Here is a 25,343-nt window from a genome sequence, read left to right on the forward strand (position 1 = left end):
CGGAAACGGAGAACCACTCTAACTCTTTGTTTTGACGCAATTCCGGACCGAAAACCGTATACACTTTCCTGGAATCGCTCGAACTGCCGGAGGAGCAAGCGCCGTGGTTTCGAAAGCCGAGTTCGAAGGCCGCACTGTCGTTGTCACGGGCGCCGGCGGTGGCCTCGGCTCGGCGATCGTCGCATTGCTGGCCGGAAGAGGCGCGCGGGTGATCGGCTGCGATCAATCGGAGGAGGCGCTGGCAAGCCCGCACCTCGCCTCGCGCCATGTCTTCAACCTTCTCGACCGGGTTTCGGTCGAGGCAGCCGTCGCGGCCGTGCTCGACAAGGACGGCGTGCCCGACATCCTGATCAACAATGCCGGCTGGACGCGCGCGGAGACGCTCGGCGCATTGACGGCCGACAGGATAGAGCAGGAACTCGACCTCAACCTGACCGGCGTGATGACTTTTGCCGACCCGCTGGTGAAGGCGATGGCGGCGCGCGGTTCGGGCAGCGTCGTCTTCATTTCTTCCGTCAACGCCATCGCCCATTTCGGCAATCCTGCCTACGCCGCCGCCAAGGCCGGTATCAACGCCTATGCCAAGGCGATCGCCGTCGAGCTCGGCCGCAGCGGCGTTCGCGCCAATGTCGTCTGTCCGGGATCGATCCGTACCGCCGCCTGGGACCATCGCCTGGCCAAGAACCCCGACATTCTCGGCAAGCTCCAGCGGCTCTATCCGCTCGGCCGCATCGTCAATGCCTCGGAGGTGGCGGAAGCCGTGGCGTTTCTTGCCTCCGACCGGGCGTCCGGCGTAACGGGCGTGGTGATGCCGGTGGATGCCGGCCTGACCGCCGGCTGCCTGCCGTTCATCGACGACATAGTGGGAGCGTGACCATGACCGACGTCCAGTTCCGCGACCTTTCGAAATCCTTCGGCCAGCACAGCATCCTCGAGAACATCGACCTCGACATCGAGAGCGGCGAATTCGTCGTGCTGGTCGGCCCGTCCGGCTGCGGCAAGTCGACCTTGCTGCGCATGCTGGCCGGACTGGAAACGATAAGCTCGGGCGATCTCGTCATTGGCGGCGTGCGCGCCAACGACCTGCCGCCGCAGCAGCGCAACATCGCCATGGTCTTCCAGTCGTATGCGCTGTTTCCGCATCTCAAGGCCTCCGACAATATCGGCTTCGGACCGAAAATCCGCGGCGAGAGCCGCGCCGCGGTCGAGGACAAGGTCAAGAAGGCATCCGGCGTCCTCAACCTGTTCTCCTATCTCGACCGTTACCCCCGGCAATTGTCGGGCGGTCAGCGCCAGCGCGTCGCCATGGGCCGCGCCATCGTGCGCGAACCCTCGGTCTTCCTGTTCGACGAACCGCTATCCAACCTCGACGCGCAATTGCGGGTGCAGATGCGCACCGAGATCAAGGCGCTGCACCAGAGACTGAGATCGACGGTCGTCTATGTCACCCACGATCAGATCGAGGCCATGACCATGGCCGACCGCATCGTGGTGATGGATCGCGGCCGGATCCAGCAGGTCGGGCCGCCACTGGAGCTCTATGACCGGCCATCCAACAAGTTCGTTGCCGGCTTTCTCGGCTCGCCCTCGATGAGTTTCGTTTCCGGGTCCCTCAAGACGACGGCCACGAACAGCTGGTTCGAATCGACTGGCGGCGGAAGGCTTGCGCTTGCCGGCAAAGAGGTGCCGACAGGCGGCGCGGTGGAGGCCGGCATCCGGCCCGAACATTTTGTCATCGGCGAAGCTGCCGACGCCATGACCATCAAGGTGGACGTCGTCGAGCCGACGGGCTCCGAAACCCATGTCTACGGCGCCATTGGCAGCGATACGGTGCGCGTCGTCTTCCGCGACCGGATGCAGGTGAAGCCGGGCGACCGCCTGCCGGTCTCGGTCGAGCCGCGCAACGTCCATCTTTTCGACAAGGCGACGGGCCTGCCTCTATGAAAGCACAAGCGTGAAGACACCGGCATGAAGACACCGGCCGACATCATCACCCGGTTGCAGCTGATGTCGCAGGACGGCACCAAGTCGGATCGCCGGCTGGCGGGCCTGGTCCTGTCCGATCTCGATTTCGCCTCCAAGGCGGCGATCTCGGAGATCGCCGCGCGCGTCGGCGTCAGCGAGCCGACGGTGACCCGCTTCTGCCGCAATCTCGGCTGCGAAGGCCTGCGCGACTTCAAGTTCTATCTGGCGCAGGCGATCGCCATTGGCGGACAGTATCTGTCGCCCGAGCCGCTGAGCCGCGACGCCCGCGAGCAGCGCATCGCATCGGCCATCACCGAGGCGGCGATATCGGCCATCCAGCGCGCCAGCGAAAACCTCGACATGACGACGCTGGTCGATGTCGCCGCGCGCATTGCCACGTCAGGCAACGTGCTGTGTGTCGGCTCCGGCGGCATTTCCTCGATGATGGCGACCGAGATGCAGAACCGGCTGTTCAGGCTGGGCCTGCCGGTGCTGGCGCAGATCGACGGGCAATTGCAGCGCATGTACGCCGCCGTGGCCACGCCCGACACCACGCTGGTCGCCTTCTCGGTTTCCGGCTATGCACGGTCGGTCATCGAGGCGGTGCAGGTCGCGCAGCAATATGGCGCCACAACGGTCGCCGTCACCGCGCCGGACTCGGCATTGGCCAGGGCCGCCGACACCGTCATCCATTTGCAGCCGCTCGAGGACGGCAACATCTACAAGCCGACATCGTCGCGCTATGCGCTGCTGGCGATCGTCGACATGATCGTCACGTCGGTGGCCGAGACGCGCGGCCCGAAGGTGCTGGAGAATTTGCGCCGCATCAAGCAGAGCGTGAACACGCTGAAGGTCGACGATCCGCGTTTGCCGCTGGGCGATTGAACTTCAGGCCGAAGCACTGAGTGCCTCGATGCGCTGCATCAGCACCTGGGGTTCACCCGTCACGCGCAGCGTCTTGAGCCGTGCCGTGCCGCCGGCGACAACCGAAACGGCCGAGGCCGGCACTCCAAGCGTCTTGGCGGCCAGCTTCTCCAGCGCTTGATTGGCGGCGCCGTTTTCGGGTACGGCGCGAACCCGTGCCTTCAAATGGCTTCGCCCATCAGCCGATCTCTCTATGCCTTCGAACCTGTCCATGGAAGACTTCGGTGTCAGCCGGACGAACAATTCGATGCCGTTCTCGCGGATGCGGAACGGGGCACTCATGCGAGCATCGGGTTACAGCACCAGCGGTGCCACGGTGGTGAGCAGGAACTGCCTGAGGAAGAACAGGATCAGCAGCAGGATGATCGGCGAGATGTCGATACCGCCAAGGTCCGGCATGAAACGTCGGATCGGCCTGAGCGCCGGTTCGGTCAGCCGGTAGAGCATATTGCCGATGCTGCCGACAAACTGGTTGCGCGAGTTGACGACGTTGAAGGCATAGAGCCAGGAAAAGATCGCCGAGATGATGATGACCCACCAATAGAGGTCGAGCGCCATGACGATTGTTTGAATGAGGGCGAGCATGCCGGTCTCCAATTGTTGCCGACATGTAGCCATTGCGCGCGAAACCGGCAAGGGCAGGCTTCGGCCGCCAGGATTTCGGCAAAACGTCGCCTTGACAGAAAACTGCCGTGCCCGATAAATGCGCCATCCGCTGGACGGGGCTGTAGCTCAGCTGGGAGAGCGCGTCGTTCGCAATGACGAGGTCAGGGGTTCGATCCCCCTCAGCTCCACCAGCGGGATAGTCGTTTTCTTCTCTTCGCTGCATTGCAACAGCCGAACCCACGTCGGTGGCTACGGTGCGAAATGTCACGACACTGGCGCCCTTTTCCGTCCATCATGAAGGATTGCGAGAGCCTTCCGGGGCAAACGCCTGTCAATTGGACTTATGGCGGTGATCGCTATGGAATCGCGCTATTTTTTTTGGAATCCACCCCATTAGAGTGACATTACCAAATCAGTTTTTTCTGTGTGTTGTAGCAAGGCGTTTCGGTGGGGGCGGCTGACGGCGCTATACGGATTTGGAAGTCGATATGAAGAACCCGCCCGCGGAAGCAAAACGTGTCAATTCGCGAGTATCTCGCTGCAAATCTCAGACGGCTCTGTAAGGAGCATGCCTCGGTAAGCGCGGTATGCCGGGAACTGGGCATCAATCGCACGCAGTTCGAACGCTACCTTCAGGGACAGACTGTTCCGAACAAAGCGACAGCCAAGCTGATCTGCGACTATTTCCGCATCGACGAAGCCGAATTGTACCGGGAACCGGGCGCGCCGAAGCCTGCGGTTCGCGGCCTGCCACCGATTTCCGAAAGCCTGTTCAACCAAATGATCCGGCCGCCCGCCCCGTCGATCGCGGGCGGCACCTACTTCACCTATTTTTCGATCCCGGCCCGCCCCGACCTGTTGATGCGGTCGTGACCTTCGTGCGGCGCGACGCCGAGCTGGTGACGTTCCGAAGGGTTACCGGATGGTCGGAGCGCCGGGGAACGACATGGGCGCGGGCGCGCGGCAATCATTACGGCGTGGCGATCTCGCGCCTGAACTGGATCTACTTCAGCGGCGTCAATCGCCGCCAGACCGGTGAACCATCGCTGATCTCGGTGCAGTGGGCTCCCATCTCGGAACCGGTACTGATTGGCAAGGCCATGCTTCTAACGGAAGCCGGGCCGGCCTTCGTGTCGGTCATCATGCGGCAGGACGTATCCATCGGCCCGCGGCAGGCGATCCGCATGGCGCACGTCGTCAAGCTCGACGACCCGAGCCTCGACCACCTCGTGGTCAGCCTCGCTCGGGACGGGCTGGACTGATCGCGTCAGAATCTTCCCTTTTTACGCTAAATAAGAATAACTCTATCCGGAAATAGCGTATGCCGGCAGTCATCTACTCCGTATGTGAGTAAAATCGATTTTTTGTACTTTAGGGCTAAGAAAGATAATTTAGATTAATGCAGTTTTACTACCATTTTAACAAACCATTAACTCTTTCGATCTTACCTTCCGCCCGTGGATCCCGTTTTTGGGGATCTTTTCAACAGATCCCATTTGGGGGTCAGGAAGGGATGAAAATGGCGAAGAAAGTGAACACTGCTCCGAAGCTGACGATTGCCGCAGGCACCCAGACCGTCTTCTTTTCGCAGGGCATGCACTACAACAAGCGCTGAGCTGCCCGAGGCGCCGGCGACGGTTGTTCGTCGGCGCCTCGCCTTCGCAATGACATTTCTGCATTCGGCTTTCGGCATCATGAAAATACGCTCCGCAAAAACGCTTGTCTTCTACCCCGGCGCCAACAAGGTCACGGCGTGCAATTTCCTGACCAGAAGCGTCTTCGAATGCAGTTCCGAGGTGATCGGTCATCTCGCATCCTGGGACAAATGGGCATCCGCCGCGGAGATCGCGCGGGACCACGGATGGTCGCGATCAGAGCTGGATGCCGTCATCCCCCAATTGCTCGATTTTTCCGCACTGGTGACCGCCGGGTCGCAACTGGCCGAACAGGAGAGCCAATTCTCGGGACAATGGAACTGGGGCATTCCGACCGCGCTGATGCATTTCTGCGTCCAGGACAGCGAGTTCATGACCATCGAACAGGCGGAGGCACGGCAGATCGAACGCGCCGGTCACACCGTGCAGCCCGACCTCGTGCTCAGGAATTCCGCGGCGGCCATCCGGCTGCCGGACGCGCTGGACGACAATGAACTCATTGCCCTGATGGCGCAGCGTCGCACGAACCGAACGGCGGCGGCGCCCACCATCACCGCGAAACAGCTTTCCGACTGTCTGTTCGCGGGCATGGGCATCACCGGCGAGACCAGCAACTGCGTTGGCGCCCTGCCGCTGGGCATGACCCCTTCCGGCGGCGCGAGAAACCCCTACGAAGCCTATGTGGTCGCGCCGGCGGTGGAAGGGCTGGAGCCCGGCGTCTATCACTACTCGGCTGTCGGACACGATCTTGAAAGGATTTCGGCGAACCACCTGCCGAAAGTCTCCGAGCTGGTCGGCGGACAGGAATGGGCCGACCCCATGCCCTGCCTGGTCCTGCTCTGCGCAAGGCTCGACCGCACCATGTGGAAGTATGAGGACGCCAACGCCTATCGTGTCGTGCTGATCGAAGCTGGCCATATCGGCCAGAACATGATGCTTGCAGCGACCAGGCACGGCCTGTCGGCCTGCCCGACCGCGGCGCTCAGCCACTCGGCGATCAAGCGCTTGCTCGGCCTCGACCGGCTCACCGACGCGCCCATCTACGCCTTGACCCTGTCTATCCCGGAAACCAATCCGCGCCTGGCAGCGCGGTCAATCAATTAGCCGATTGATTATGTTCAGAGTGCCCGGTGAGGGGGTCCCCTGAATTCCACCACATCACAGGAGCAGCACGTGGCCAACCAATCCCTACGCCAGTCCGAGATCGATAGTCTCCAATATATCGCGTCGATGGCCAATGAGCTGGTGCAGATGGCCGAAGCAAGCCGTTTCCCCATGATCTCCTATCTGCTGGGCATGGCTTATGCCGAGGCCTTCGACGTCCTTCGCGGCGCCCGGCCGGCTAGGCATCCGCAGCTCAGCGGCAATTCGATGCACCCCAGGACGCAGGCGAAAGACAATCGCGTCCAGCCGAGGAGGGCATAGCCAGATGCAGCCATCATCTCTGTGGCGTGCCCCGGGACGTGCGCGGCAAGGCCTGCTGCCGTCCTTCAGGAAGGCCGCCGTCGGCTTGACCGCATCGAGATGGCCGATTGGTTGGAACACGCGGGCGCAGAGGCAACATCATCCAAGGCCGGCCGATGTCGCCGCGATCGCTGCAATGATCGCCCGCAGCCCGCCGAACCGGCATTTATGCACGACGACCTGAGGGGAACCCACAAATGAACATGATCGCAGCCATCAAAAGCGCCGATGCCGGTGAAAGTGTCTTCAGCCGCCTCCATGCCCTGATCGCCAGCCGGCCGGCATCGCCGGATGCGGCGCGCCTTCAAGCGCGCCAACTGGTTTCCACGGCGATAGCCGACACCTGGCACGCCGACAGTCTCTGGGGCGCGGTGGATGCCTTCCATGCCCATTTCGACTTCATGATGCAGACCATCGAGATCAACGGCGCCGGCGATCCGAACCTCAGGATCCTGCGCATGAGATGCCGCTTCTACCTCGAGCAGGTCGAGGCCCTGTGTCTGTCGATGAGCTATCGGTAGGCCGACCGTTCGACCTTGCTTTGATCCGTGGACGTCGTTTCTCCCGAACCGGGTTCAGTCTTGGGCGGCATGCGTCAATTCCGAAGGCTGAATACGAATGGCGCCGTGCGGCTGACGCGCGAACCCAGCTCCGGCGGCGGCGGCGGCACGGTGGCGCCCTGCAGCACGGCGAGCGCGGCGCGGTCGAGGTCGGGATCGCCCGAGGAGCGGACGACGCGCGCCGACGTCACCCGGCCTGAGGCGTCCACCGTGAAGGTGACGTTCGCATTGCCTTGCGAGCGTCGCGATTTCGCGGCGCTCGGATAGCGCGTATGCCGCTTGATCCATGACAGCAGCCGCGATTCCCACTTGGCCGGGCTGACGCCGGACGCCCCGGACGCCGATTTCGGCGCCGCTGTCCTGGGGGCGGGCTTTGCTTCCGCGCTCGCGGCGGTTATCGTCTTCGGCGGCGCCTTATCCTTTTTCGGCTTGGGCTTCTCGACCGGCTTTTTCACCGTGGCCTGGACGGGTTTCTTTTCCCTGGGCGTCTCGACCGGCTTCGGCTGCGGCAGCGGCACGACGACGTCAGGCGCGACCGTCTCGACCATGTCAGGGACGATCTCTTCAAGCGGGGGCTGGTCGGCCGGCTCAGCCCGCGTCGTTTCAGTCGGTTCGGTCGTGTCAGGCGGCGTTGCATCCGGCTCGGCAACGGGCTCCGCTTGCTCGGCCATTTTCTCGGGCTCGGCTTCGGCGGCCTTTTCGGTGTCCTCGACCGGCTCGGCCTGGTCGGGCACAGCGGCGTCCAACATCGCGGCTTGTTCGGGCACGGCCGGCGTCGCGACCATCGGCGCCATCTCGATGGCCAGCGCCGGCGGCGGCCCGCCATCCGCCGGGTCGACCGGAGTGAAGCTCTGTACCGCATAGGCGACCGCAACATGCGCCCCAAGCACCAGCGCGGCCGCAACCGCCCACAGGCCGAGGTCGCGCCAGCCGAGGCGCGACAGCTCCACCGTGGGCGAGGCGGCCGCTTGCCCGGTCATGGACCAGCGGCTCCGCCTGGATCCGCTGCGGGAGCACCGCCGGCGGGCGCAGCCTCCAGGCCGACCAGGGCGATCTTCAGATAGCCGGCGCCGCGCAGCAGGTTCATCGCCTCCATAAGGTCGCCATAGGCAACCGCCTTGTCGGCGCGAAGGAAGATGCGCGTCTGCTTGTCGCCTTTGGTCCTGCCGTCCAGCGTGGCGGCGAAAACCTGGCGCGGCACGGTGTCATTGCCGATCGCCAGCGAGAGGTCATCCTTCAACGTCAGGAACAGCGGCGTCTCCGGCCGCGGCGCCGGCGTCGCGGTCGAGCCCGGCAGGTCGACATTGACATCAACCGTCGCCAGGGGTGCTGCGACCATGAAGATGATCAGCAGCACCAGGATGACGTCGATGAAGGGCGTGACATTGATCTCGTGGCTTTCCTCGAGATCGTCGTCCATGGCCTGACGGATGCGGCTGCCCATGGTCTTGCCCCGCTACTGCGCCGCCAGCGCCGTTGCCGGCGCCACCGTGCGAAAATCGAGGTCGCGGCTGACCAGCCGCTCGACGCCAGCCGATGCGTCGGCGAGGATCTGCCGGTAGCCGGCTATCGAGCGCGCAAAGACGTTGTAGATGACGACGGCCGGTATCGCGGCGACGAGCCCCATTGCGGTGGCGAGAAGGGCTTCGGCAATGCCCGGCGCCACCACCGCCAGATTGGTGGTCTGCGCCTGCGAAATGCCGATGAAGGCGTTCATGATGCCCCATACCGTGCCGAACAGACCGACGAAAGGCGCGGTCGAGCCGATCGTCGCCAGCAGGCCGGTGCCGCGCGACATGCGTCGCGCCGCCGCCGCCTCGATGCGTGTCAGGCGCGAGGCGACCCGTTCCTTCAGCCCGTCGCCGCCGGCATGGTCGAGCGCGCCGGCCGAAAGTGCCGCTTCTTCCTCCGCCGCCCGCACCAGCAGGGCGCCGGTGCCGCCGTTGCGGCCGAGCGCGCGGCTCGCCTGCTTCAGCGTCGCGGCATTGCCGATGGCCCGCGCGGCGCGACGAGCGCCAAGCTTGCCGGCAAGCACTTCCAGCGACTTGGCCAGCCATATCGTCCAGGTGACGAGCGAGGCGAAGGCCAGCCCGATCATCACCGCCTTGACGATGATGTCGGCAGCCATGAACATGCCCCATGGCGACAGATCATGCGGCAAGCTCAGCGCCGGCGAGGGCTCGGCCGCCGTACCGGCCCCGGCTTGCGGCTGTGCAGGCGCTAGGGCTCCCACGGGAGCGGCGGGCGCGGCCGGCGATGGTGCTGGCGCCGTAATGGTAGCGGGCGTGCCGCTTGCCGGCTGCTCCTGCGCCGGCGCGCTGGCGGCCGCCAGCATGGCGGATGCAAACAGCGCTGCGACCAAACCGGTTCTCGACATCGTCTTCTTCCTCGTTCTCACAGCCGCCGGTCTCCCCCGCCGTGGCGCTGAAGCGTCACTGGACGTAGCCGACGGGCTGGCCTGTGACGGGGTGCGCGAACACACCCATCTCGACCCCGAAAATGCCGTTGAGCACATCGCCTTGCATGATTTCGCCGGGCGTGCCGCGCGTCAGCAGCCTGCCGTCCTTCAGGGCAATCAGCTCGTCGCAATAGCGCGCCGCCATGTTGGGATCGTGCAGCACCACGACGACGCAAAGGTCGCGCTTGCGGCTGAGATCCCTGACCAACCCAAGCACCTCGACCTGATGGGCGATGTCGAGCGCCGAGATAGGCTCATCGAGCAGCATGACGCCGGCATTCTGCGCCACCAGCATGGCGAGCCAGGCGCGCTGGCGCTCGCCGCCCGACAGCTCGTCGACCAGCCGGTCGGCAAAGCCGGCCATGTCGGTCAGGGCCAGCGCTTCCTCGACATGCCGTCTGTCGTCCTGGCCGAAGCGGCCGAGCGCGCCATGCCACGGATAACGTCCGAGCGCCGCCAGCTCGCGCACGGTCAAGCCGGTCGCCGCCGGCGTCGTCTGCGGCAGATAGGCAAGCGCCCGCGCCAGTTCGCGCGCACCCCACTGGGCCAAAGGCCGCCTGGCGAAGGTGATGGCGCCAGAGCTTGCCGGCTGCTGGCGCGCCAAAAGCTTGACCAGCGTCGACTTGCCGGACCCGTTGTGGCCGATCAGCCCGTAGACGCGCGCACACTGCAATTCGAGCGAAACCGGACCGAGCAGCGTCCGCTCGCCCACGGCAAAGCGCAACGCGTCGATGTGGAAAGCAGTCTGGGTGTCAATTCCGGTCAAGGTCCGTCTCCAGTACGGCTGCGGGCATGTCATCAATCCGGTTTTCGGCAGCCGTGCCCGGTTGACTATGAAACATGACTTTACTAGTCAACAATGAAGTTGAGTTTTTTCGTCAACAAGACATCGTGACGCCTGATGCCGCTTCGAATTTCAGGCAAGGAAGCGTTTCCGTGAAGCGATGAACCGCTCTAAGGTCTTCGCTGAAACAGGAAACCGCGCATGATCAAGGCGACACCCTTCGATTTTCCCTATGACGGCAGGCTGGTGGCCGAGAACACCGCGCTGGTCGTGATCGACCTGCAGCAGGATTTCCTGTCGACGACGGGTTACTTCGCCAGGAAGGGATATGATCCATCGCCGTTGAGAGCGATCCTGCCCGCGGTGAGCCGGCTGATCGCCGCTGCCCGCGAGGCGGGCGTCAGCATCGTCCATACAAGGCAGGGCTACCGGGCCGACATGGCCGACATGACGCCGTACGAGAAATGGCGCCGCAGGCGGGCCGGCCTCGACGGCACCGAGATCCTGCTTCGTTCGGGTCCGGGTTTTCAGATCGTTCCGGAGATCAACGTCGCGCCGCGGGACATCATCGTCGACAAGACCTGCAACGGCGCCTTCACCTATACGGATTTCGAGCTCGTGCTGCGCGCGCGAGGCATCACGCATCTTCTGTTTTGCGGATGCACTACGGATGTCTGCGTGCACACGACGCTGCGCGAAGCCTGCGATCGCAACTTCCAGTGCTTGACGATCTCCGACGCCTGCGCCAGCGGCGACGGACGGGCGCATGAGGCGGCCCTTCACATGGTGACGGTCGAAGACGGCGTCTTCGGCGTGCTGGCGGATTCTGGTGCAGTCATTGAAGGCCTGTCACGGCTGGGTAGCAAGGCGCGTTAAAGGATTAGGTACCGCAGAGCAGCCTCGCACGTCATAGACACGGCAGGATAGCACCCTCCGGCAGGCCAGAGCGGTTGGAAAGGAAATTTCTCCGCAGTTCAGCCCGTTGCCCGTGTTTCCAGTCCCGTGCGCTGCGCGAAAGCCCCATGCTGGAACTCGCCGCTTTCACGCCGCGCCAGCGAATTGCGCAGCAGCGCGATCGTCTCGCGGCCGACTGTCGCGATCTCGCGCGGCGTGTCGACACCGACGATCATGAATTCATCGATGCCGAGAGCCGCGTAAGCAAGCAGCGACAGGGCGGCCTGGGCCGGCGGACCGGAGACATCGACCGCCTTGTGCCCTGCCGAGGAAATTCCCCGGTGGATGCGGACCGGAAGGGCGAAGCGTAGTCTGGCGGCCCGGCCATGTTCGGCGGCGGCGCCGCGCACACGCTCCATCAACTGCCTGACATCGTCGATCGAACCGGGCGCCAGTTCGAAGACGTCGGCATGCCGGCCGGCCACTTTCAGTGCCGTGCCGGACTGCCCGCCCATGCGGATGACGAGGTCGGCACCATGAGGCCCCTTGCGCGGAACATAGCCGCCCTTGATGCTGTAGAACGCGCCTTCGTGGTCGAAAGGCCGCTCGTTCGACCATAGCCGCTTCAACAGAACCAGATACTCGTCGATGCGCTGCCAGAGGACACCGTGTCCGACCGGACGCGCTTCGGCATCGTCGTCGCTTAACGGCTCGCTGATCATCCTGAGCGCCAGGCGGCCGCCGCTGCGGGCGTCGATCGAGGCAAGCTGCCGCGCCGCCACGGTCGGTTCGACCACGCCGGCCCAATGGGTGAGGACCACTTCCAGCGACGAGCTGCGGTCCAGCACCTGGGCGGCAAGATCCATATTGGTCAGCAGGCCGGCCGGATCGTCGACGACGAGGTTGCGGAAACCGCCATCCTCGATCAGCGCCAGCCTGGTCGCCGTCTCGGCAAAGTCGTAGAAAAAGGAAACTGCGCTATCGGCAGGATAGGTCTTGCCGGGCACATGCGTGAATTCGATCGGCATTGCCATCTCCTCCATCTCTGGAATCACGGATGCGGTCAGATACGAATCAATGGCGCACGCGAAAGCGCACCAGGATCCGGTTCATTCAACTCCGATTGCCTGAAGGCGGTGGGTCGTCAGCCTGGCCGGACCACGGCTCAGGGAATGAGGCCCAGAACAACAGCCCCGGTGAACACGAACGCAAGGGCAAAGACGACATAGGCGAAAGCACCGGCATAGGCCGGGCGGAAGCTCTGGGCATTGGCCAGCCTCTGGCCGCTGCTGCGGGTCTCGGTGTTCTGCATATAGGACATGTCGACCTCCGTCTCGCCGGTTAATCTATAAAAGTTGTAGACTTTGTCGATTGCTATTTTTCGGCCATGCGCAGAATTTTTTTCTAACAGCGCCGTGAGAACTGGCGCTGAGTTGCTGCAGAGCGGCATCGGCGTGATCGACGGACATGGCAGCGTCGGTTTCACTTCCGGCGCTCGACGGCACTTCACTTGCCGATCCATTCGTGCATTGGCCGCCCCGCGCGGGCAGGATAGCATCGCGGCAGAGCGACAATGCGAGATCGTCCAAAGGACATTTGGGAGGAGCAAGGAAATGGGAGCAAGACTGGCCGGCAAGGTCGCCATCGTTTCGGGCGGCGCGACGGGAATGGGCGGGGCGGCCTCGGAACTGTTCGCGGCGGAAGGCGCAAAGGTGGCGATCATCGACCGCAATGGCGAAGCGGCGGCAGCCACCGCCGCGGCGATCCGGGCGCGCGGCCAAATCGCGGAGCATTTTGTCGCCGACGTTTCCGACGAGGCGCAGGTCGAGGCGGCCGTGAAGGGCGCGGCCGAGAAGTTCGGCGCGGTTACCGTCCTGTTCAATCATGCCGGCACCATCGTGATAAAGCCGTTCCTGGAGACCAGCGTGCAGGAATGGGACTGGCTGCATGCCGTCAACGTGCGCTCGATGTTCCTGATGACCCGCGCCGTGCTGCCCGGCATGATCGCGGCCGGCGGCGGCTCGATCGTCTGCACCTCGTCGATCTCGGCGGTGGCGGCGACGCCGAACGAAGTGCTCTATGACACCACCAAGGGCGCCTGTCACATGTTCGCGCGCGCCATCGCCGTGGAATTCCGCGACCGCAACATCCGCTGCAACGCCGTCTGCCCCGGCTTCATCCGCACACCGCATGGGCTGCGCGAGGTCGCCGATCTGGGCAAGCTCGGCGTCGATGTCTCCGACGCGGCGCTGGCTGCGCAGCAGGGGCGGATCGGCGAACCGGAAGAGGTGGCAAAGGCGGCGCTGTACCTCGCCAGCGACGAATCGAGCTTCGTCAACGGGGCCCATCTGTTCGTCGACAATGGTTTTACCGCGATGTGAGGTGTCCCAAAGGTCCAGGGTCTTCGTCCCAAGCCCTACTCGTCTATCGTTCTTCCCGTCGAAACGGCTTCAGCAGCGCCGACGGCGCCACCGCGTTGCGCGACATCACCGCCATGGCGACGATGGTGAAGATGAAAGGCAGCATCAGGAACGCCTCGTAGGGAATATGCCCGAGACCACTCGCCTGCATGCGCAACTGCAAGGCATCGACAAAGGCGAATAGCAGCGCGGCGCCCGCCGAGCGCCACGGGTCCCAGCGGCCGAACACGACCAGGGCGATCGCCACCCAGCCGCGCCCCGAGACGACGCCGAAGGTGAAGGCGTTGAACTGCGCCATCGACAGAAAGGCGCCGGCCAGCCCCATCAGCGCCCCGCCGAGAATGACCGCCTGGAAGCGGGTGACAATGACGCTGACGCCGGCGGAGTCGGCGGCGCGCGGGTTTTCGCCGACCATGCGCACCGACAGCCCCCATGGCGTGCGGTAGAGCACGAAGGCGGCGATCGGGATGGCCAGGATCGCCATGTAGACCAGCGCGAACTGGTTGAACACCGCCGGCCCAAGCACGGGAATCTCGGAGAGGACCGGGATCGGCAGCGTCTGAAAACCCTTGATGCTCGGCGGCACCGATTGCTGGCCGAAGATCAGCCGGTAGAGGAAATAGGCCAGACCCGACGCAAGCAGCGTCACGCCGATGCCGCAGACATGCTGGCTTAAGCCCAGCGCCACCGTGAACAGCGCATGCAGCGCCCCCATCAGCATGCCGGTCAGCACCGCCGCCAGGACGCCCAGCCACAGGTTGCCGCTGAGGCTGGCGGCGGTGAAGCCGGCCATCGCCGACAACAGCATGATGCCTTCGATCCCGAGATTGAGCACGCCGGCGCGCTCGGAGAACATTTCGCCGAGGGTGGCGAAAGCCAAGGGCGTGGCGATGCGGATGATGGCGGCCAAGAAGCCGACCTGGAAGATCTGTTCGAACACCGCGCTCATCGGGAGGCTCCGACGCGGCGGATGCGATAGGTGGTGAACAGCAGCGCCACCAGCATGGCAAGCAGTGCCGTGCCCTGGATGACATCGCTGAGGAAGGCCGGCACGCCGGTCGCGCGCGACATCGCCTCGGCGCCGGTCATCACGGCAGCCAGGAAGATCGCCGCCGGCACCACGCCGAGCGGGTTGAGCCGCGCCAGCATTGCAACGACGATGCCGGAATAGCCGTAGCCCGGCGAGATGTCGCTCATCACCTGAAAATGCACGCCGCCGACCTCGCCGACGCCGGCGAGCCCGGCTAGCGCGCCGGAGAGCAGCGCCGTCGAGAGCAGCACCCGCTGGACATTGATGCCGCCATATCTGGCCGCTTCCGGATTCTCGCCGGTCACCCGGATCCGGAAGCCGAGCGTGGTGCGCACGATCAGGAACCATATCAGCGGTGCCGCGATAAGCGCCGCGATGACGCCGAGATGCAGCCGCGTGCCCTCGATCAGCACCGGAAAATTGGCCGAATCCTCAATCGGCGGCGAGATCGGATAGCCGCTGAAACTATCCTTCCATGGCCCTTCGATCAGCGCCATCAGCGCGTAATAGATGACCGAATTGAGCAGCAGCGAACTGACGACGTCGTCGACCTTGAATTTCACCCGCAGTGTTGCCGGCACGAGCGCGACGGCTGCACCGGCCGCAGCGCCTGCCAGAGCCATCAAAAGCATGGCGAGCGGTCCCGGCATCGGGATCGCGCCGACGAAGCAGCTCGCCACCGCGCCGGCAAGCAGTTGCCCTTCGGCGCCGATGTTCCAGAATTTGGCGCGGAAGGCGACAGCCACCGCCAGCCCGGTGAAGATCATGGGCGCGGCGCGCACCAGCGTTTCGGTGATCGCATAGCTGTCGCCGAGCGAAGCCGTGAACATAACGCCGTAGGATTCGAGCACGCCGGCGCCGGCCAGCGCGATCAGGCCGCTGCACAGCACCAGCGCGGCACCGATCGCCAGCAGCGGTAATGCGAGGTTGAACCAGGCTGGCGTCGAGCTGCGGACTTCGAGGCGGAACATCAGCTATGGCCCTCCGCCCCGGTCATCAGCAGCCCCAGCCGTGCGATCGTCGCCTCGGCGCTGGGAAGCGTGCCGGCGATGCGGCCCTCATACATCACCGCGATGCGGTCGCAGAGCACGAGCAACTCTTCCAGATCCTCGCCGATGACGATGATGCCGCAGCCCTTGGCGCGCATGTCGAGGAATTTTTCATGAATGAAGCGGGCGGCTCCGATGTCGAGGCCGCGCGTCGGCTGCGAAACGACAAGCACCTTCGGATCGAAGGCGAGCTCGCGCGCCAAAAGCGCTTTTTGCAGATTGCCGCCGGACAGCGCGCCGGCGCGCGTCATCGGCCCGGGGCATCTGATATCATAGGCCTTGATCTGCGCCTCGGCGAAGGCGCGGATCGCATCCGGCTTGAGCAGGCCCTTGCTGCTGAAAGCGGCGGTGCCGATGCGCGGCAGCACCATGGAATCGGCGAGCGGCAAATTGGTAACCAGTCCCGTCGTCATGCGGTCTTCCGGGATGCGGCCAAGGCCCAGCGCCTGCACCTCGCGCGGCGAGAAGCGAGACACTTTCTGTCCCGCAATCGTCATCAGGCCGGCATCCGGGGCTCGCACGCCGGAGATCACCTCCGCCAGTGCCCGCTGGCCATTGCCGGAGACACCGGCAATGCCGAGGATCTCGCCGGCGCGCACGGATAGCGACACATCGCGCAGCGGCGTGCCCGAATGGCTCGAGGTGGAAATACCGTCGAGAGTGAGCACCGCTGCCCCCGGCGTCGACGGCCCCTTGGCCGGCGGCACGATCTCGTGGCCGCACATCAGTCGCGCCATTTCCGCCGACGTGGTGTTGGCCGGATCGTCGACGCGGCCGGCGACGCGGCCATGCCGCAGCACCGTGCAGCGGTGGGTGAGTGCGCGCACCTCGTTGAGCTTGTGCGAGATGAAGATGATGCCCAGACCCTGCGCCGCCATCGACCGCAAGGCCGAAAACAGCCCGTCGACTTCGCTCGGCGCCAGCACCGCGGTCGGCTCGTCGAGAATCAGCAGTTTTGCGCCGCGAAACAGCGCCTTGACGATCTCGAGACGTTGCTGCTCTCCGACAGACAGCGCCGAGACCGGCAGGCTGGGATCGAGTGTCAGCCCGTGCTGGCGGCTGATTTCAACCAACCGCGCCAGTCCGCCGGCGCGGTCGATCCGCCCGGATTTGCCCGGTATGCCGATAAGCAGGTTTTCCAGCACCGTGAGCCGTGGCGCCAGGTGAAAATGCTGGTGCACCATGCCGATGCCCGCGGCCAGTGCATCGGCCGAACTGGTGATCCGCACCTTCCGGCCCTGGATGAGGATCTCGCCGGCGTCGGGCGCATAGGCGCCGAACAGCACGTTCATCAGCGTCGTCTTGCCGGCACCGTTCTCGCCCAGCAAGCCGAGGATCTCGCCGGGCGCCACGCTGAGGTCGACGGCTTCGTTCGCCTTGACGGCGCCGAAGCTCTTGGTGATGCCACGCATTTCGATGAGGGGGGCGGGCAAGGGCGCTCCTGCGGAGATGGCTCTGCTTCACCCTCCCTCTTGTGGGGAGGGTCGGCTTGCGATCGCAGCGAAGCGAAGATCGTAAGACGGGGTGGGGTGCGGCGCCGACCCCAACCCGCTCCGCTTCGCGGATCGACCCTCCCTACAAGCGGGAGGGTGAGAAACTCAATCCGAAACCGGTGTGTTCTCGTCCACGTCGACGCGGAAATTGCCTTCAAGGATTTCGGCCTTCTTCTTCTCGACCATGTCCTTGACCTCGGCCGGCAGCGTCTTGTCGAACTTATGGTAGGGCGCCAGGTGAGAACCGCCCTTGGCCATGCGCGAGAAATCGCCATAGTCCTGCGCCGTGAAGACGCCGGCCTTGACCAGTTTTATGGCTTGTTCGACGGTGGGATACATATCCCAGACCGGGCCGGTAATGACGGTGTCGGGGCCAAGGCTCGACTGGTCGGACATGTTGGAGATGGCGTAGTTCTTTTTCTCCACCGCCGCTTCGATGACCCCGAAACGCTCGGCATAGATGACGTCGACGCCGGCGTCGATCTGCGCCACCGCCGCTTCCTTGGCCTTGGGCGGATCAAAGAAGGAACCGATGAAGGCGACCTTCTTCTTGATGTTCGGATTGACCTCCTTGGCGCCGGCGAAGAAGGCGTTGACCAGCCGGTTTACTTCCGGAATGCCCATCGCCGCGACGGCGCCGACCGTGCCCGACTTCGACATCTTGCCGGCGATCATGCCGGAGAGATAGGCGGGCTCGTGGATCCAATTGTCGAAGACGCCGAAATTGGGCTCCGCCGGCCCGGCGCCGGAGCCGAACAGAAAAGCAGTCTTCGGGAACTGCTTGGCGGTGCGGCGCGATTCACGCTCGGCGGCGAAGGCATCGCCCAGCACCAGTTCATAGCCGCCCTGTGCATATTCGCGCATGACGCGGCTGAAGTCGGCGGTCTGCACCTTCTCCGACCATTTATACTCGATGCCGAGTTCCTTCTCGGCCTTCTGCAAGGCGACATGGATCTGGTTGTCCCACGGCTCCTCGATGGGCGTGGCGAAGATCGCCGCTACTTTCAGCTTCTTGTCCTTGGCGAAGGCGGCGCCCGGCAGCATCGCCGCGGCCAGGCCAAGCGCGCCCAGTTCCAGCACGTTGCGCCGCGAAAGGCCTTCGCGCGTTGAATGAGATTTGTTCTTCCGGTTTTCCATTGCAGTCCCCTCTGTTCGACAGCCGTGTCGAGCCGGCCGTTCTAAAAATCAGACGAGGAACTATGGAACGGGTCCGGACTTTTGTCCACATGGTCAAATTTGGCAGATCGATCATATCCACTCTCCTGGACTAGCCGGGAGAGCGGTTGTTCAGACCCGTTCGAGCACGATGGCGATGCCTTGGCCGACGCCGATGCACATGGTCGCCAGCGCATAGCGGCCGCCGCGTTCGCGCAGCTCCAGCGCCGCCGTGCCGGAGATGCGCGCGCCCGACATGCCCAAGGGGTGGCCGAGCGCTATGGCGCCGCCATTCGGGTTGACGTGCGGCGCATCCACCGCGATGCCGAGCTGGCGCAGCACTGCGATGCCTTGCGAGGCGAAGGCTTCGTTGAGCTCGATGACATCGAACTGTTTTGGCGTCAGGCCAAGCCGTGCGCACAGTTTTTGCGTCGCCGGCGCCGGGCCGATGCCCATGATGCGCGGCGCGACGCCGACGGCGGCCCCGCCGAGGATGCGGGCGATCGGCGTCAGGCCGTATTTCCTGGCCGCCGCTTCCGAAGCGACGATCAGCGCCGCCGCCCCGTCATTGACGCCCGAGGCATTGCCGGCGGTCACCGTGCCGCCTTGCCGGAACGGCGTCGGCAGCTTGGCCAAGGCCTCTATCGTGGTGCCAGCGCGGGGGTGCTCGTCCTTCGAGACGACAACCGGATCGCCCTTGCGCTGCGGAATGGTCACCGCGGTTATTTCCTTGGCCAGCCGGCCATTGGACTGCGCGGCGACGGCCTTGTCCTGGCTGCGCACCGCGAAAGCGTCCTGGTCCGCGCGGGAAACCGAAAAATCCTCGGCGACATTTTCGCCCGTCTCCGGCATGGAATCGACGCCATACTGACTCTTCATCAGCGGGTTGACGAAGCGCCAGCCGATCGTGGTGTCGTAGATCTCGGCATTGCGTGAAAACGCCGTCTCGGCCTTGGGCATGACGAAGGGCGCCCGGCTCATCGATTCGACGCCGCCCGCGATCATCAGCTCGGCCTCGCCGGCCTTGATTGCACGGGCCGCGATGGTCAGCGCATCCATGCCCGAGCCGCACAGGCGGTTGACGGTCGAGCCGGGGATTTCCTTCGGCAGGCCGGCCAGCAGCAGCGCCATGCGCGCCACGTTGCGGTTGTCCTCGCCGGCCTGGTTGGCGCAACCGTAGACAACGTCGTCGACCGCCTGCCAGTCGACGCCGGCATTGCGCTCGATCAGTGCCTTCAGCGGAATGGCGCCGAGGTCGTCGGCGCGTACCGAGGACAGCGAGCCGCCAAAGCGGCCGATCGGCGTGCGGATATAGTCGCAGATATAGGCTTCGGCCATGTCAGTCAGCTCTCCCGTTTCCCTCATGCGCCGCCTTGGTGCGACGCGTGCAGGTCGCGCAATGTCGTAGCTCGGTTCGCTTGGCGCCGGCATTTCGTCAAGCGCCTGCGCGAACTTAACCACCCAGCCACAGCTCTCCTGCCCTGCTGGCGAATCACGCTTGGATGCAGCGCCACGATCAGCCGGTTGGCCGCGAGCTCAATGCTTCATCCGATCCCTCATCGCATACCACAGCATTCCCAGCACATAGAGCGGCCCGCGCAGCGCCGTGCCTCCGGGGAAGGGCATCGGGGTCAGCGTCGAGAACAGGTCCAGCCGCGAGGCGTCGCCGGTGATGGCTTCGGCGAGCAGCTTGCCCGACAGCGTCGACAGGATGGCGCCCTTGCCGGAATAGCCGTGCGCGTAATAGACCTCGCCATAGTGCCCGACATGCGGCAGTCGCGACGTCGTCACCGACACCAGCCCACCCCAGGCATGGTCGATCCGGCAGCCCTTGAGCTGCGGAAAGGTGCCTTCCATGTGCGGCCGCACGAAACCGGCAATATCGGCCGGCGGCGACGGCGTGTAGCGCTCGCCGCCGCCGAACAGCAGGCGACCGTCGGCCGACATGCGGTAATAGTTGACGACGAAGCGCGTGTCGGACACCGCGACATTGGCAGGAATGACGTTGCGGGAGCCCTCCAGCGGCTCGGTGGCGACGATGTAGTTGCCGACCGGCATGATGCGGCTGTTGACGCGCGGCTCCAGCCCATTGAGCAGCGCGTCGCCAGCCAGCACGACATGCTTTGCGCGCACCGATCCTTTTGACGTCGAGACCCGGATCGAAGGCTCGCGCTCAAGCCGCACGGCCACCGAATTCTCGTGGATGACGACGCCGGCCGCGCTTGCAGCGCGGGCAAGCCCGAGCGTGTAATTCAAGGGATGCATGTGGCCGCCGAGCGGCTCGTACATCGCGCCGTGATAGGGCGTGTCGACCTTGGCCCGGGCCTGCGCCGCCGACAGGATCTCGACGTCGCGGAATTTCATCACGCTCTCTAGGCATTTCGCCTCTTCCTCCAAATCCCTGAGATCGGAGCCGTTGACCGCGCCGACCAGATGGCCGGTCAGCCTGAGATCACAGTCGATCGTATGGCGCTCGATAATGTCGAGCACCAGGCTGCGCGCCTCGAAGGCGAGATCGAACAGCGCCTTTGCCCGTTCAGGCCCATAAAGCTTGACCAGGCCCTTGGCGCCCTTGCGCAGGCCGGGGATCATTTGGCCGCCATTGCGGCCCGAAGCGCCCCAGCCAATCTTGCCGCCTTCCAGCAGCACCACCTTCAACCCGCGTTCGGCGGCGTGAAGAGCGGCCGACAGACCGGTGCAGCCGCCGCCGACGACCACCAGGTCGGCCTCGACATCGCCGATAAGTGCCGGATGGTCCGGCGCCGGATTGGCGGTGGCGACATAGTAGGACTTGCCGATGTCGAGACCGGAATTGAAACCCGTTGAAGATGCCATGATCACACCTTCAAGAGCAGGTGGTCGCGTTCCCAGCTCGTCACCACGCTCTGGAACAGGTCGAGCTCGACGCTTTTCACGCGCAGATAGGTCTGGAAGAAGTCCTCGCCGAGCAGTTTGCGCACCGGTTCACAGGCCTCGAAACGATCCAGCGCCTCCTCCATCGTTTTCGGCAGCGTGCTCTTGATCTTGTAGGCATTTCCGGATGCTTCCGCCGAGCGCGCCAGCTTCTGTTCGACGCCCAGATAGCCGGCCAGAAGCGAGCCGGCGATCGCCAGATACGGATTGCAATCGGCACCCGGCAGCCGGTTCTCCACCCGCCGCGCGGCGCGCCCGCCGGCCGGCACGCGCAGGCCGCAGGAACGGTTGTCATGCGACCATTCGATGTTGGCCGGCGCGCTGTGGTTTGGTCTAACGCGTCGGAACGAATTCACGTTGGGCGCGAACAGCGGCATGATTTCGGGAATGTATTTTTGCAGGCCGCCGATGAAATAACCGAACATCGCGGTATCGGCATCATCGCTGCCGGCAAACAACGTGTTGCCGGCCTCGTCGATGACTGACATGTGCAGATGCATCGAGCTGCCGGCCTGTGCGGCGATCGGCTTGGCCATGAAGGTCGCATACATGCCGTCTTGCTGGGCGGCCTGGCGCGTCAGCCGTTTGAACAGCAGCACCTTGTCGGCCAGCGGCAGCGCGTCGCCATGCAGGAAGTTGATCTCCAACTGCCCCGGTCCCGATTCATGAATCAGCGTGTCGAGCGGCAGTCCGGCCGCCTCCGCATAGTCATAGACGCGCCGGACCACCGGTTCATATTCCTCGAGCGCCGCCATGTCATAGGGATGCTGCACGGCCTCGGCGCGGCCATTGCCGCCGGTCGGCGCGGTCAGCGGCTTGTCGGGATCGGGATTGGGCGCGGTCAGGTAGAATTCGAGCTCCGGCGCCACTACCGCCCGCCAGCCGCGCTGCCGGTAGAGATCGAGCACGGCGCGCAGAACATGGCGCGGCGAGGCCATCCATGGCCGGCCGTCCATGTGGAAGGCGTCGGCGAAGACGTAGGCCTTGCCAGCGCCGGCGCCCGGCGCCAGGCAAAGCGTCGAGACATCGGGCACCATGCGCATGTCGGGGTCCGAATACGCAAAACCCTCGTCGATGGAACCGGAATAGCGCCCGTCTATGCTGACCAGGAAGGCGCTGCTCGGCAGATAAAGCGCGCGGTCTTCCAGCGCCGTGAGGAATTTTGCCGTCGGCAGCGACTTGCCGCGCAGCACGCCGTTCATGTCGGGCACCAGGCATTCGACCTCGTTGATGCCGTGCTGCGCCAACCATGCCTTGGGATCGCTGAAGGGCGCGGTATTCGTGTTCTTCTCAAGCATTTTGTTCGAGTCCGTATCAGAGAGAGTATGGCTTGCGCGACCACGTCCGTTCCGGGGTTCAGCGCCATCTGGGCTGCATTTCCCTTGAGGCGGGCGCGCATGGCGTCGTCGGCCAGAAGGCCGGGAATGGCGCTCTCCAATACTCCTTCGGTCCAGCCGTCACGGCCGATATGATCGCCGGTGCCGGTCTCTTCGGCGCGGCGTGCATTGTCGTGGCCGTCCCGGCAATAGGGCATGATCAGCGACGCCACACGGAAGCGCAGCGCCTCAAAAAAGCAGTTGCTGCCGCCATGGTGGATGAAGAAATCCGACTTCGCTGCGGAAACCAGGGGTCGAGATAGATATTGTCGGGCACCGCTCGGTAGGCGTCGCGCAGGCCGCCGACATTGACGATGAAGCGCGCCGGCAGCTTGTCGGCAAAGACACCGGAAAGGCCGGGTTGGGAGATGAAGACGGGGCGGGCGCCCCGCACGGCCTGCGCGATGCCGACGCAATTCAACGCCGCGCCGAAGCCTGCTTCGGGAAACAGCGCGATGGTCGGGCTGGCTTTACGCGTCAATTATTTCCTCTTCATTCCGGCCGGCTGGTCATGCCGAACGGCGCGAGAGCGCCGTGGCCGGCCGCTTGCGGTCGCAGTTTGCGAGAGCCGCAGATGGACGCGAAGCAGATCGGCAGTAACCTAATACTGCCGGCTTTCGAGCTGGTCGAGTGCTTTCAGATGTTCGCGCAGCGATTGCCGCAGCCGAAAGACATTGGCGACCACCGGCATAGATGCCGACAGCCGCCGCAGCTTAAGGTGATCGGACAACGCATCGGCCACGAAGCGATTGGCCGCAAACACGTGTGAGGCCGGCTGCCCCCTTGTCGCTGGCGATGCTACGGCGTCGGTTGCATGGCAGCGGCCGTCTCGTCGATCTTGCCGGCAAGGACGCCTTGGGCCCAAGCGGTGACCTCGGCGTCGACGGGCTTGTTGGCCATATCGGTCAACGCCGCGTCGAGTGCGGCCGGGTCGGTGCCGACCGCCGCCGCGTCGACCACTTCCTGCTGGGCGTCGATCTGGTCCTGCAGAGCCGATATCTGTCCAGGCAGGGCCGCCTGCTCCTCGGGGGTCATGGCGGCGATCTGGTCCGGCGTCAGCGACGTCAGCGCGTCCAGCTGTGAATTCAGGACGTCCAGCTGGGTTTGTGCGACCTTGGCTTTTGCCGACTGCGTCACGAAAGCCTGAAGCGCAGCGAATTTCCTGCTCTTGGAATTCATATAGGCGTTGACGTTGCGCTGCAGCGAGTTCAACCGGCCGAGCTTGGCGTGGAGGTTCTTTTCCTTGGGCAGGGACGAAACCTTTGTCTTCGTATCGACCGTGGTCGTTGCGTCCCTTGTCGCCTTGGCTACCTGCCCGCGGGCCGACGAGGACTTACCGTGCGCAGCGCCGCTGTTGCCGTGGGCGCCACCATTGCCGTTGCCGCCGCTGTGACCACCGCCATGGCCTCCGCCATGGCCTCCGCCGTGTCCATTGCCGGCCAGTGCCGGAGACGCCAGAAGCGCCAGTGCGGCTAACGCCGCCAACACAGTTTTCCGGTTTGTCATGTCAGTCTCCGGGGAAACGCCGCTCTGCGCCCGCTGCTATCGTAAGTTCGTATGAGAAGCCGCTAATTATGCGCAGTAAACTTTAGACAAAGACTGTCTCAATAAGAGAGCAGGGAACCTGTCGGTACGGCAACTGCTTGATATCCAACAGAAATCGACGTTTTCGAACGGCTGTGGTACTGAAGTCCCATGCCGGTCGGACCATGGTCCGAACTGCCGGTCAGAGTTGATTTCGGCGCTGCCGGCCGGCGACGCGGCTCTGGCCCAGAACGCGCAGGCGACGGCGCTTTTCACCAATCGGCCGAAGGCCCAGACGGCTGATTCAGCCGATGCTTTCGCCACCGTCGATCACCAACGCCTGGCCGGTCATGAAGGATGACCGATCGGACACGAGGAAGAGGATCGCCTCGGCGATCTCCTCGGCGCTGGCCCAGCGGCCCATCGGGATCTTGGTGCGGACATAGGCTTCGATTGCCTCGCGTCCGCCCATCTGGGCGATGAACGGTCCATTGAACGGCGTGTCGACCCAGCCGGGGCAGAGCGCGTTGACGCGCACATTGTGGCGGGCATAGTCGAGCGACATCTGCCTGGTCATCGCCACCACGGCATGTTTCGAGGTCGCATAGGCGATCATCTCGCGGTCGTAGAACACGCCCGAATTGGAGGCCGTGTTCAGGATGACGCCGCCGCCCTGTGCGACCATCGATGGCATGACGATCCTTGCCGCCAGGAACTGCGCCCGCACATTGACCCGCCAGGAAGCGTCCATGCCGCCGGTCTCGACCTCGGTCAGCGTGCCGCCGACCTGGATGCCGGCGTGATTGTGCAGGATGTCGATGCGCCCATGCCGGTCGAGCGTACCGGCAAGGAGCTGCTCGACCGCATTGTCGTCCGAGACGTCGGTGGCGACCGCCTCCGCCCGGCCGCCCGCGGCGCGTATATCTGAAGCCGTCGCCTCGCCGCTGGTCCGATCCCTGTCCGCGATGACGACTACCGCGCCTTCCCTGGCCATGATCATGGCGCCGGCGCGCCCGATGCCGGAACCGGCGCCTGTCACCACGGCGATGCGGTCTTCGAGGATCATGATGCGA

General features: G+C 64.4%; 28 protein-coding genes, 1 tRNA gene and 1 pseudogene. 11 read left to right on the plus strand and 19 right to left on the minus strand.

What is annotated here, in order from left to right; translation table 11 throughout:
- The first annotated feature begins 103 nt into the window (after positions 1–103).
- The 3 genes from FJ973_RS02880 to FJ973_RS02890 are packed head-to-tail and all read left to right on the plus strand — an operon-like array spanning position 104 to position 2,850.
- Positions 104–874, plus strand: coding sequence for an SDR family oxidoreductase (locus tag FJ973_RS02880; RefSeq protein WP_140554803.1), 771 nt, complete (start codon positions 104–106; stop codon positions 872–874).
- A gap of 2 nt (positions 875–876) precedes the next feature.
- Positions 877–1,944: a sn-glycerol-3-phosphate ABC transporter ATP-binding protein UgpC gene (ugpC, locus tag FJ973_RS02885; RefSeq protein WP_140554804.1), complete on the plus strand. Its 1,068-nt coding sequence runs from the start codon at positions 877–879 to the stop codon at positions 1,942–1,944.
- 24 nt (positions 1,945–1,968) lie between these two features.
- Positions 1,969–2,850 carry a MurR/RpiR family transcriptional regulator gene (locus FJ973_RS02890; RefSeq protein WP_140492512.1) on the plus strand — a complete coding sequence of 294 codons (882 nt, stop codon included), beginning with the start codon at positions 1,969–1,971 and terminating at the stop codon, positions 2,848–2,850.
- A gap of 3 nt (positions 2,851–2,853) precedes the next feature.
- Here FJ973_RS02890 and FJ973_RS02895 read toward each other — a convergent pair whose 3' ends face one another.
- Both FJ973_RS02895 and FJ973_RS02900 read right to left on the minus strand, forming a co-directional pair.
- On the minus strand, positions 2,854–3,171 hold the full coding sequence (locus tag FJ973_RS02895; protein ID WP_140554805.1) for a DUF167 family protein: 318 nt from the start codon (positions 3,169–3,171) through the stop codon (positions 2,854–2,856).
- 12 nt (positions 3,172–3,183) lie between these two features.
- Complete coding sequence (locus FJ973_RS02900) at positions 3,184–3,474, minus strand: YggT family protein (RefSeq protein ID WP_140492518.1); 291 nt, start codon at positions 3,472–3,474, stop codon at positions 3,184–3,186.
- A 136-nt stretch (positions 3,475–3,610) separates the two neighbouring features.
- Between FJ973_RS02900 and FJ973_RS02905 the strand changes: the two genes are divergently transcribed.
- The 5 genes and pseudogenes from FJ973_RS02905 (at position 3,611) to FJ973_RS02930 (ending at position 7,135) form a co-directional block, all read left to right on the plus strand.
- Positions 3,611–3,686 (plus strand) — tRNA-Ala (locus FJ973_RS02905).
- Between the two features lie 325 nt (positions 3,687–4,011).
- Positions 4,012–4,757 (plus strand): annotated as a pseudogene (locus FJ973_RS02910) (helix-turn-helix transcriptional regulator).
- Positions 4,758–5,159: 402 nt separating this feature from the next.
- A complete protein-coding gene (locus FJ973_RS02920; protein WP_246675817.1) occupies positions 5,160–6,254 on the plus strand; it encodes a SagB/ThcOx family dehydrogenase in 1,095 nt (364 codons plus the stop codon).
- A gap of 69 nt (positions 6,255–6,323) precedes the next feature.
- Positions 6,324–6,575 carry a hypothetical protein gene (locus tag FJ973_RS02925; RefSeq protein ID WP_140492525.1) on the plus strand — a complete coding sequence of 84 codons (252 nt, stop codon included), beginning with the start codon at positions 6,324–6,326 and terminating at the stop codon, positions 6,573–6,575.
- A 236-nt stretch (positions 6,576–6,811) separates the two neighbouring features.
- Positions 6,812–7,135 (plus strand): hypothetical protein, encoded by a 324-nt coding sequence (locus FJ973_RS02930; RefSeq protein WP_140492528.1) that lies wholly within the window; start codon positions 6,812–6,814, stop codon positions 7,133–7,135.
- Between the two features lie 74 nt (positions 7,136–7,209).
- Here FJ973_RS02930 and FJ973_RS02935 read toward each other — a convergent pair whose 3' ends face one another.
- Genes FJ973_RS02935 through FJ973_RS02950 form a run of 4 tightly spaced genes read right to left on the minus strand, consistent with a single transcriptional unit; the run spans position 7,210 to position 10,398 of the window.
- Positions 7,210–8,154 carry an energy transducer TonB gene (locus FJ973_RS02935; RefSeq protein WP_140554806.1) on the minus strand — a complete coding sequence of 315 codons (945 nt, stop codon included), beginning with the start codon at positions 8,152–8,154 and terminating at the stop codon, positions 7,210–7,212.
- Positions 8,151–8,618, minus strand: a complete 468-nt coding sequence (gene exbD / locus FJ973_RS02940; RefSeq protein ID WP_140554807.1) for a TonB system transport protein ExbD — start codon at positions 8,616–8,618, stop codon at positions 8,151–8,153. Before exbD ends, FJ973_RS02935 begins: the two co-directional genes overlap by 4 nt.
- Positions 8,619–8,630: 12 nt before the next feature.
- Complete coding sequence (gene exbB, locus FJ973_RS02945; protein ID WP_140554808.1) at positions 8,631–9,551, minus strand: tonB-system energizer ExbB; 921 nt, start codon at positions 9,549–9,551, stop codon at positions 8,631–8,633.
- 55 nt (positions 9,552–9,606) lie between these two features.
- Positions 9,607–10,398, minus strand: a complete 792-nt coding sequence (locus tag FJ973_RS02950) for an ATP-binding cassette domain-containing protein (RefSeq protein WP_181168304.1) — start codon at positions 10,396–10,398, stop codon at positions 9,607–9,609.
- Positions 10,399–10,617: 219 nt separating this feature from the next.
- Here FJ973_RS02950 and FJ973_RS02955 point away from each other — a divergent pair, with 219 nt between their 5' ends.
- Positions 10,618–11,292, plus strand: coding sequence for an isochorismatase family cysteine hydrolase (locus FJ973_RS02955; RefSeq protein WP_140554810.1), 675 nt, complete (start codon positions 10,618–10,620; stop codon positions 11,290–11,292).
- Between the two features lie 98 nt (positions 11,293–11,390).
- Here FJ973_RS02955 and FJ973_RS02960 read toward each other — a convergent pair whose 3' ends face one another.
- Both FJ973_RS02960 and FJ973_RS02965 read right to left on the minus strand, forming a co-directional pair.
- Complete coding sequence (locus FJ973_RS02960) at positions 11,391–12,338, minus strand: LLM class flavin-dependent oxidoreductase (RefSeq protein WP_140554811.1); 948 nt, start codon at positions 12,336–12,338, stop codon at positions 11,391–11,393.
- A gap of 137 nt (positions 12,339–12,475) precedes the next feature.
- Positions 12,476–12,631, minus strand: a complete 156-nt coding sequence (locus FJ973_RS02965; protein ID WP_140492547.1) for a hypothetical protein — start codon at positions 12,629–12,631, stop codon at positions 12,476–12,478.
- A gap of 292 nt (positions 12,632–12,923) precedes the next feature.
- On the opposite strand from FJ973_RS02965, the gene FJ973_RS02970 reads away from it, so the two are divergent.
- Positions 12,924–13,691 carry an SDR family oxidoreductase gene (locus FJ973_RS02970; RefSeq protein ID WP_140492551.1) on the plus strand — a complete coding sequence of 256 codons (768 nt, stop codon included), beginning with the start codon at positions 12,924–12,926 and terminating at the stop codon, positions 13,689–13,691.
- A gap of 43 nt (positions 13,692–13,734) precedes the next feature.
- Here the strand turns inward: FJ973_RS02970 and FJ973_RS02975 are convergent, their stop codons facing one another.
- The 9 genes from FJ973_RS02975 to FJ973_RS31200 all read right to left on the minus strand — a co-directional run bounded on the left by FJ973_RS02975 (position 13,735) and on the right by FJ973_RS31200 (position 23,227).
- Positions 13,735–14,679, minus strand: coding sequence for an ABC transporter permease (locus FJ973_RS02975; protein WP_140524643.1), 945 nt, complete (start codon positions 14,677–14,679; stop codon positions 13,735–13,737).
- Positions 14,676–15,731, minus strand: a complete 1,056-nt coding sequence (locus FJ973_RS02980; RefSeq protein WP_140492557.1) for an ABC transporter permease — start codon at positions 15,729–15,731, stop codon at positions 14,676–14,678. Before FJ973_RS02980 ends, FJ973_RS02975 begins: the two co-directional genes overlap by 4 nt.
- Positions 15,731–17,242, minus strand: coding sequence for an ABC transporter ATP-binding protein (locus FJ973_RS02985; RefSeq protein WP_140554812.1), 1,512 nt, complete (start codon positions 17,240–17,242; stop codon positions 15,731–15,733). Before FJ973_RS02985 ends, FJ973_RS02980 begins: the two co-directional genes overlap by 1 nt.
- A 165-nt stretch (positions 17,243–17,407) precedes the next feature.
- Positions 17,408–18,439 carry a BMP family protein gene (locus FJ973_RS02990; protein WP_140554813.1) on the minus strand — a complete coding sequence of 344 codons (1,032 nt, stop codon included), beginning with the start codon at positions 18,437–18,439 and terminating at the stop codon, positions 17,408–17,410.
- A gap of 150 nt (positions 18,440–18,589) precedes the next feature.
- Positions 18,590–19,795 (minus strand): 3-oxoadipyl-CoA thiolase, encoded by a 1,206-nt coding sequence (gene pcaF / locus FJ973_RS02995; RefSeq protein WP_140554814.1) that lies wholly within the window; start codon positions 19,793–19,795, stop codon positions 18,590–18,592.
- A gap of 198 nt (positions 19,796–19,993) precedes the next feature.
- Positions 19,994–21,292 (minus strand): FAD-binding oxidoreductase, encoded by a 1,299-nt coding sequence (locus tag FJ973_RS03000; protein WP_181170858.1) that lies wholly within the window; start codon positions 21,290–21,292, stop codon positions 19,994–19,996.
- A 2-nt stretch (positions 21,293–21,294) separates the two neighbouring features.
- Complete coding sequence (locus FJ973_RS03005) at positions 21,295–22,668, minus strand: glutamine synthetase family protein (protein ID WP_140554815.1); 1,374 nt, start codon at positions 22,666–22,668, stop codon at positions 21,295–21,297.
- Positions 22,569–22,997, minus strand: coding sequence for a nucleotide disphospho-sugar-binding domain-containing protein (locus tag FJ973_RS31695; RefSeq protein ID WP_348642395.1), 429 nt, complete (start codon positions 22,995–22,997; stop codon positions 22,569–22,571). The genes FJ973_RS03005 and FJ973_RS31695 overlap by 100 nt, the downstream gene beginning before the upstream one ends.
- On the minus strand, positions 22,907–23,227 hold the full coding sequence (locus FJ973_RS31200) for a hypothetical protein (protein ID WP_224655810.1): 321 nt from the start codon (positions 23,225–23,227) through the stop codon (positions 22,907–22,909). Before FJ973_RS31200 ends, FJ973_RS31695 begins: the two co-directional genes overlap by 91 nt.
- Before the next feature lie 93 nt (positions 23,228–23,320).
- Here FJ973_RS31200 and FJ973_RS30745 point away from each other — a divergent pair, with 93 nt between their 5' ends.
- Positions 23,321–23,515 carry a hypothetical protein gene (locus FJ973_RS30745; RefSeq protein ID WP_181168303.1) on the plus strand — a complete coding sequence of 65 codons (195 nt, stop codon included), beginning with the start codon at positions 23,321–23,323 and terminating at the stop codon, positions 23,513–23,515.
- Positions 23,516–23,544: 29 nt separating this feature from the next.
- Here FJ973_RS30745 and FJ973_RS03020 read toward each other — a convergent pair whose 3' ends face one another.
- Together FJ973_RS03020 and FJ973_RS03025 are read right to left on the minus strand one after the other, a co-directional pair.
- Positions 23,545–24,252 (minus strand): hypothetical protein, encoded by a 708-nt coding sequence (locus FJ973_RS03020; protein ID WP_140554816.1) that lies wholly within the window; start codon positions 24,250–24,252, stop codon positions 23,545–23,547.
- A 322-nt stretch (positions 24,253–24,574) separates the two neighbouring features.
- On the minus strand, positions 24,575–25,336 hold the full coding sequence (locus tag FJ973_RS03025) for a glucose 1-dehydrogenase (protein WP_140492572.1): 762 nt from the start codon (positions 25,334–25,336) through the stop codon (positions 24,575–24,577).
- Positions 25,337–25,343 lie beyond the last annotated feature (7 nt).

Origin of the sequence: Mesorhizobium sp. B2-1-3 (assembly GCF_006442495.1) — a bacterium.
In the GTDB taxonomy this organism is placed as follows: domain Bacteria; phylum Pseudomonadota; class Alphaproteobacteria; order Rhizobiales; family Rhizobiaceae; genus Mesorhizobium.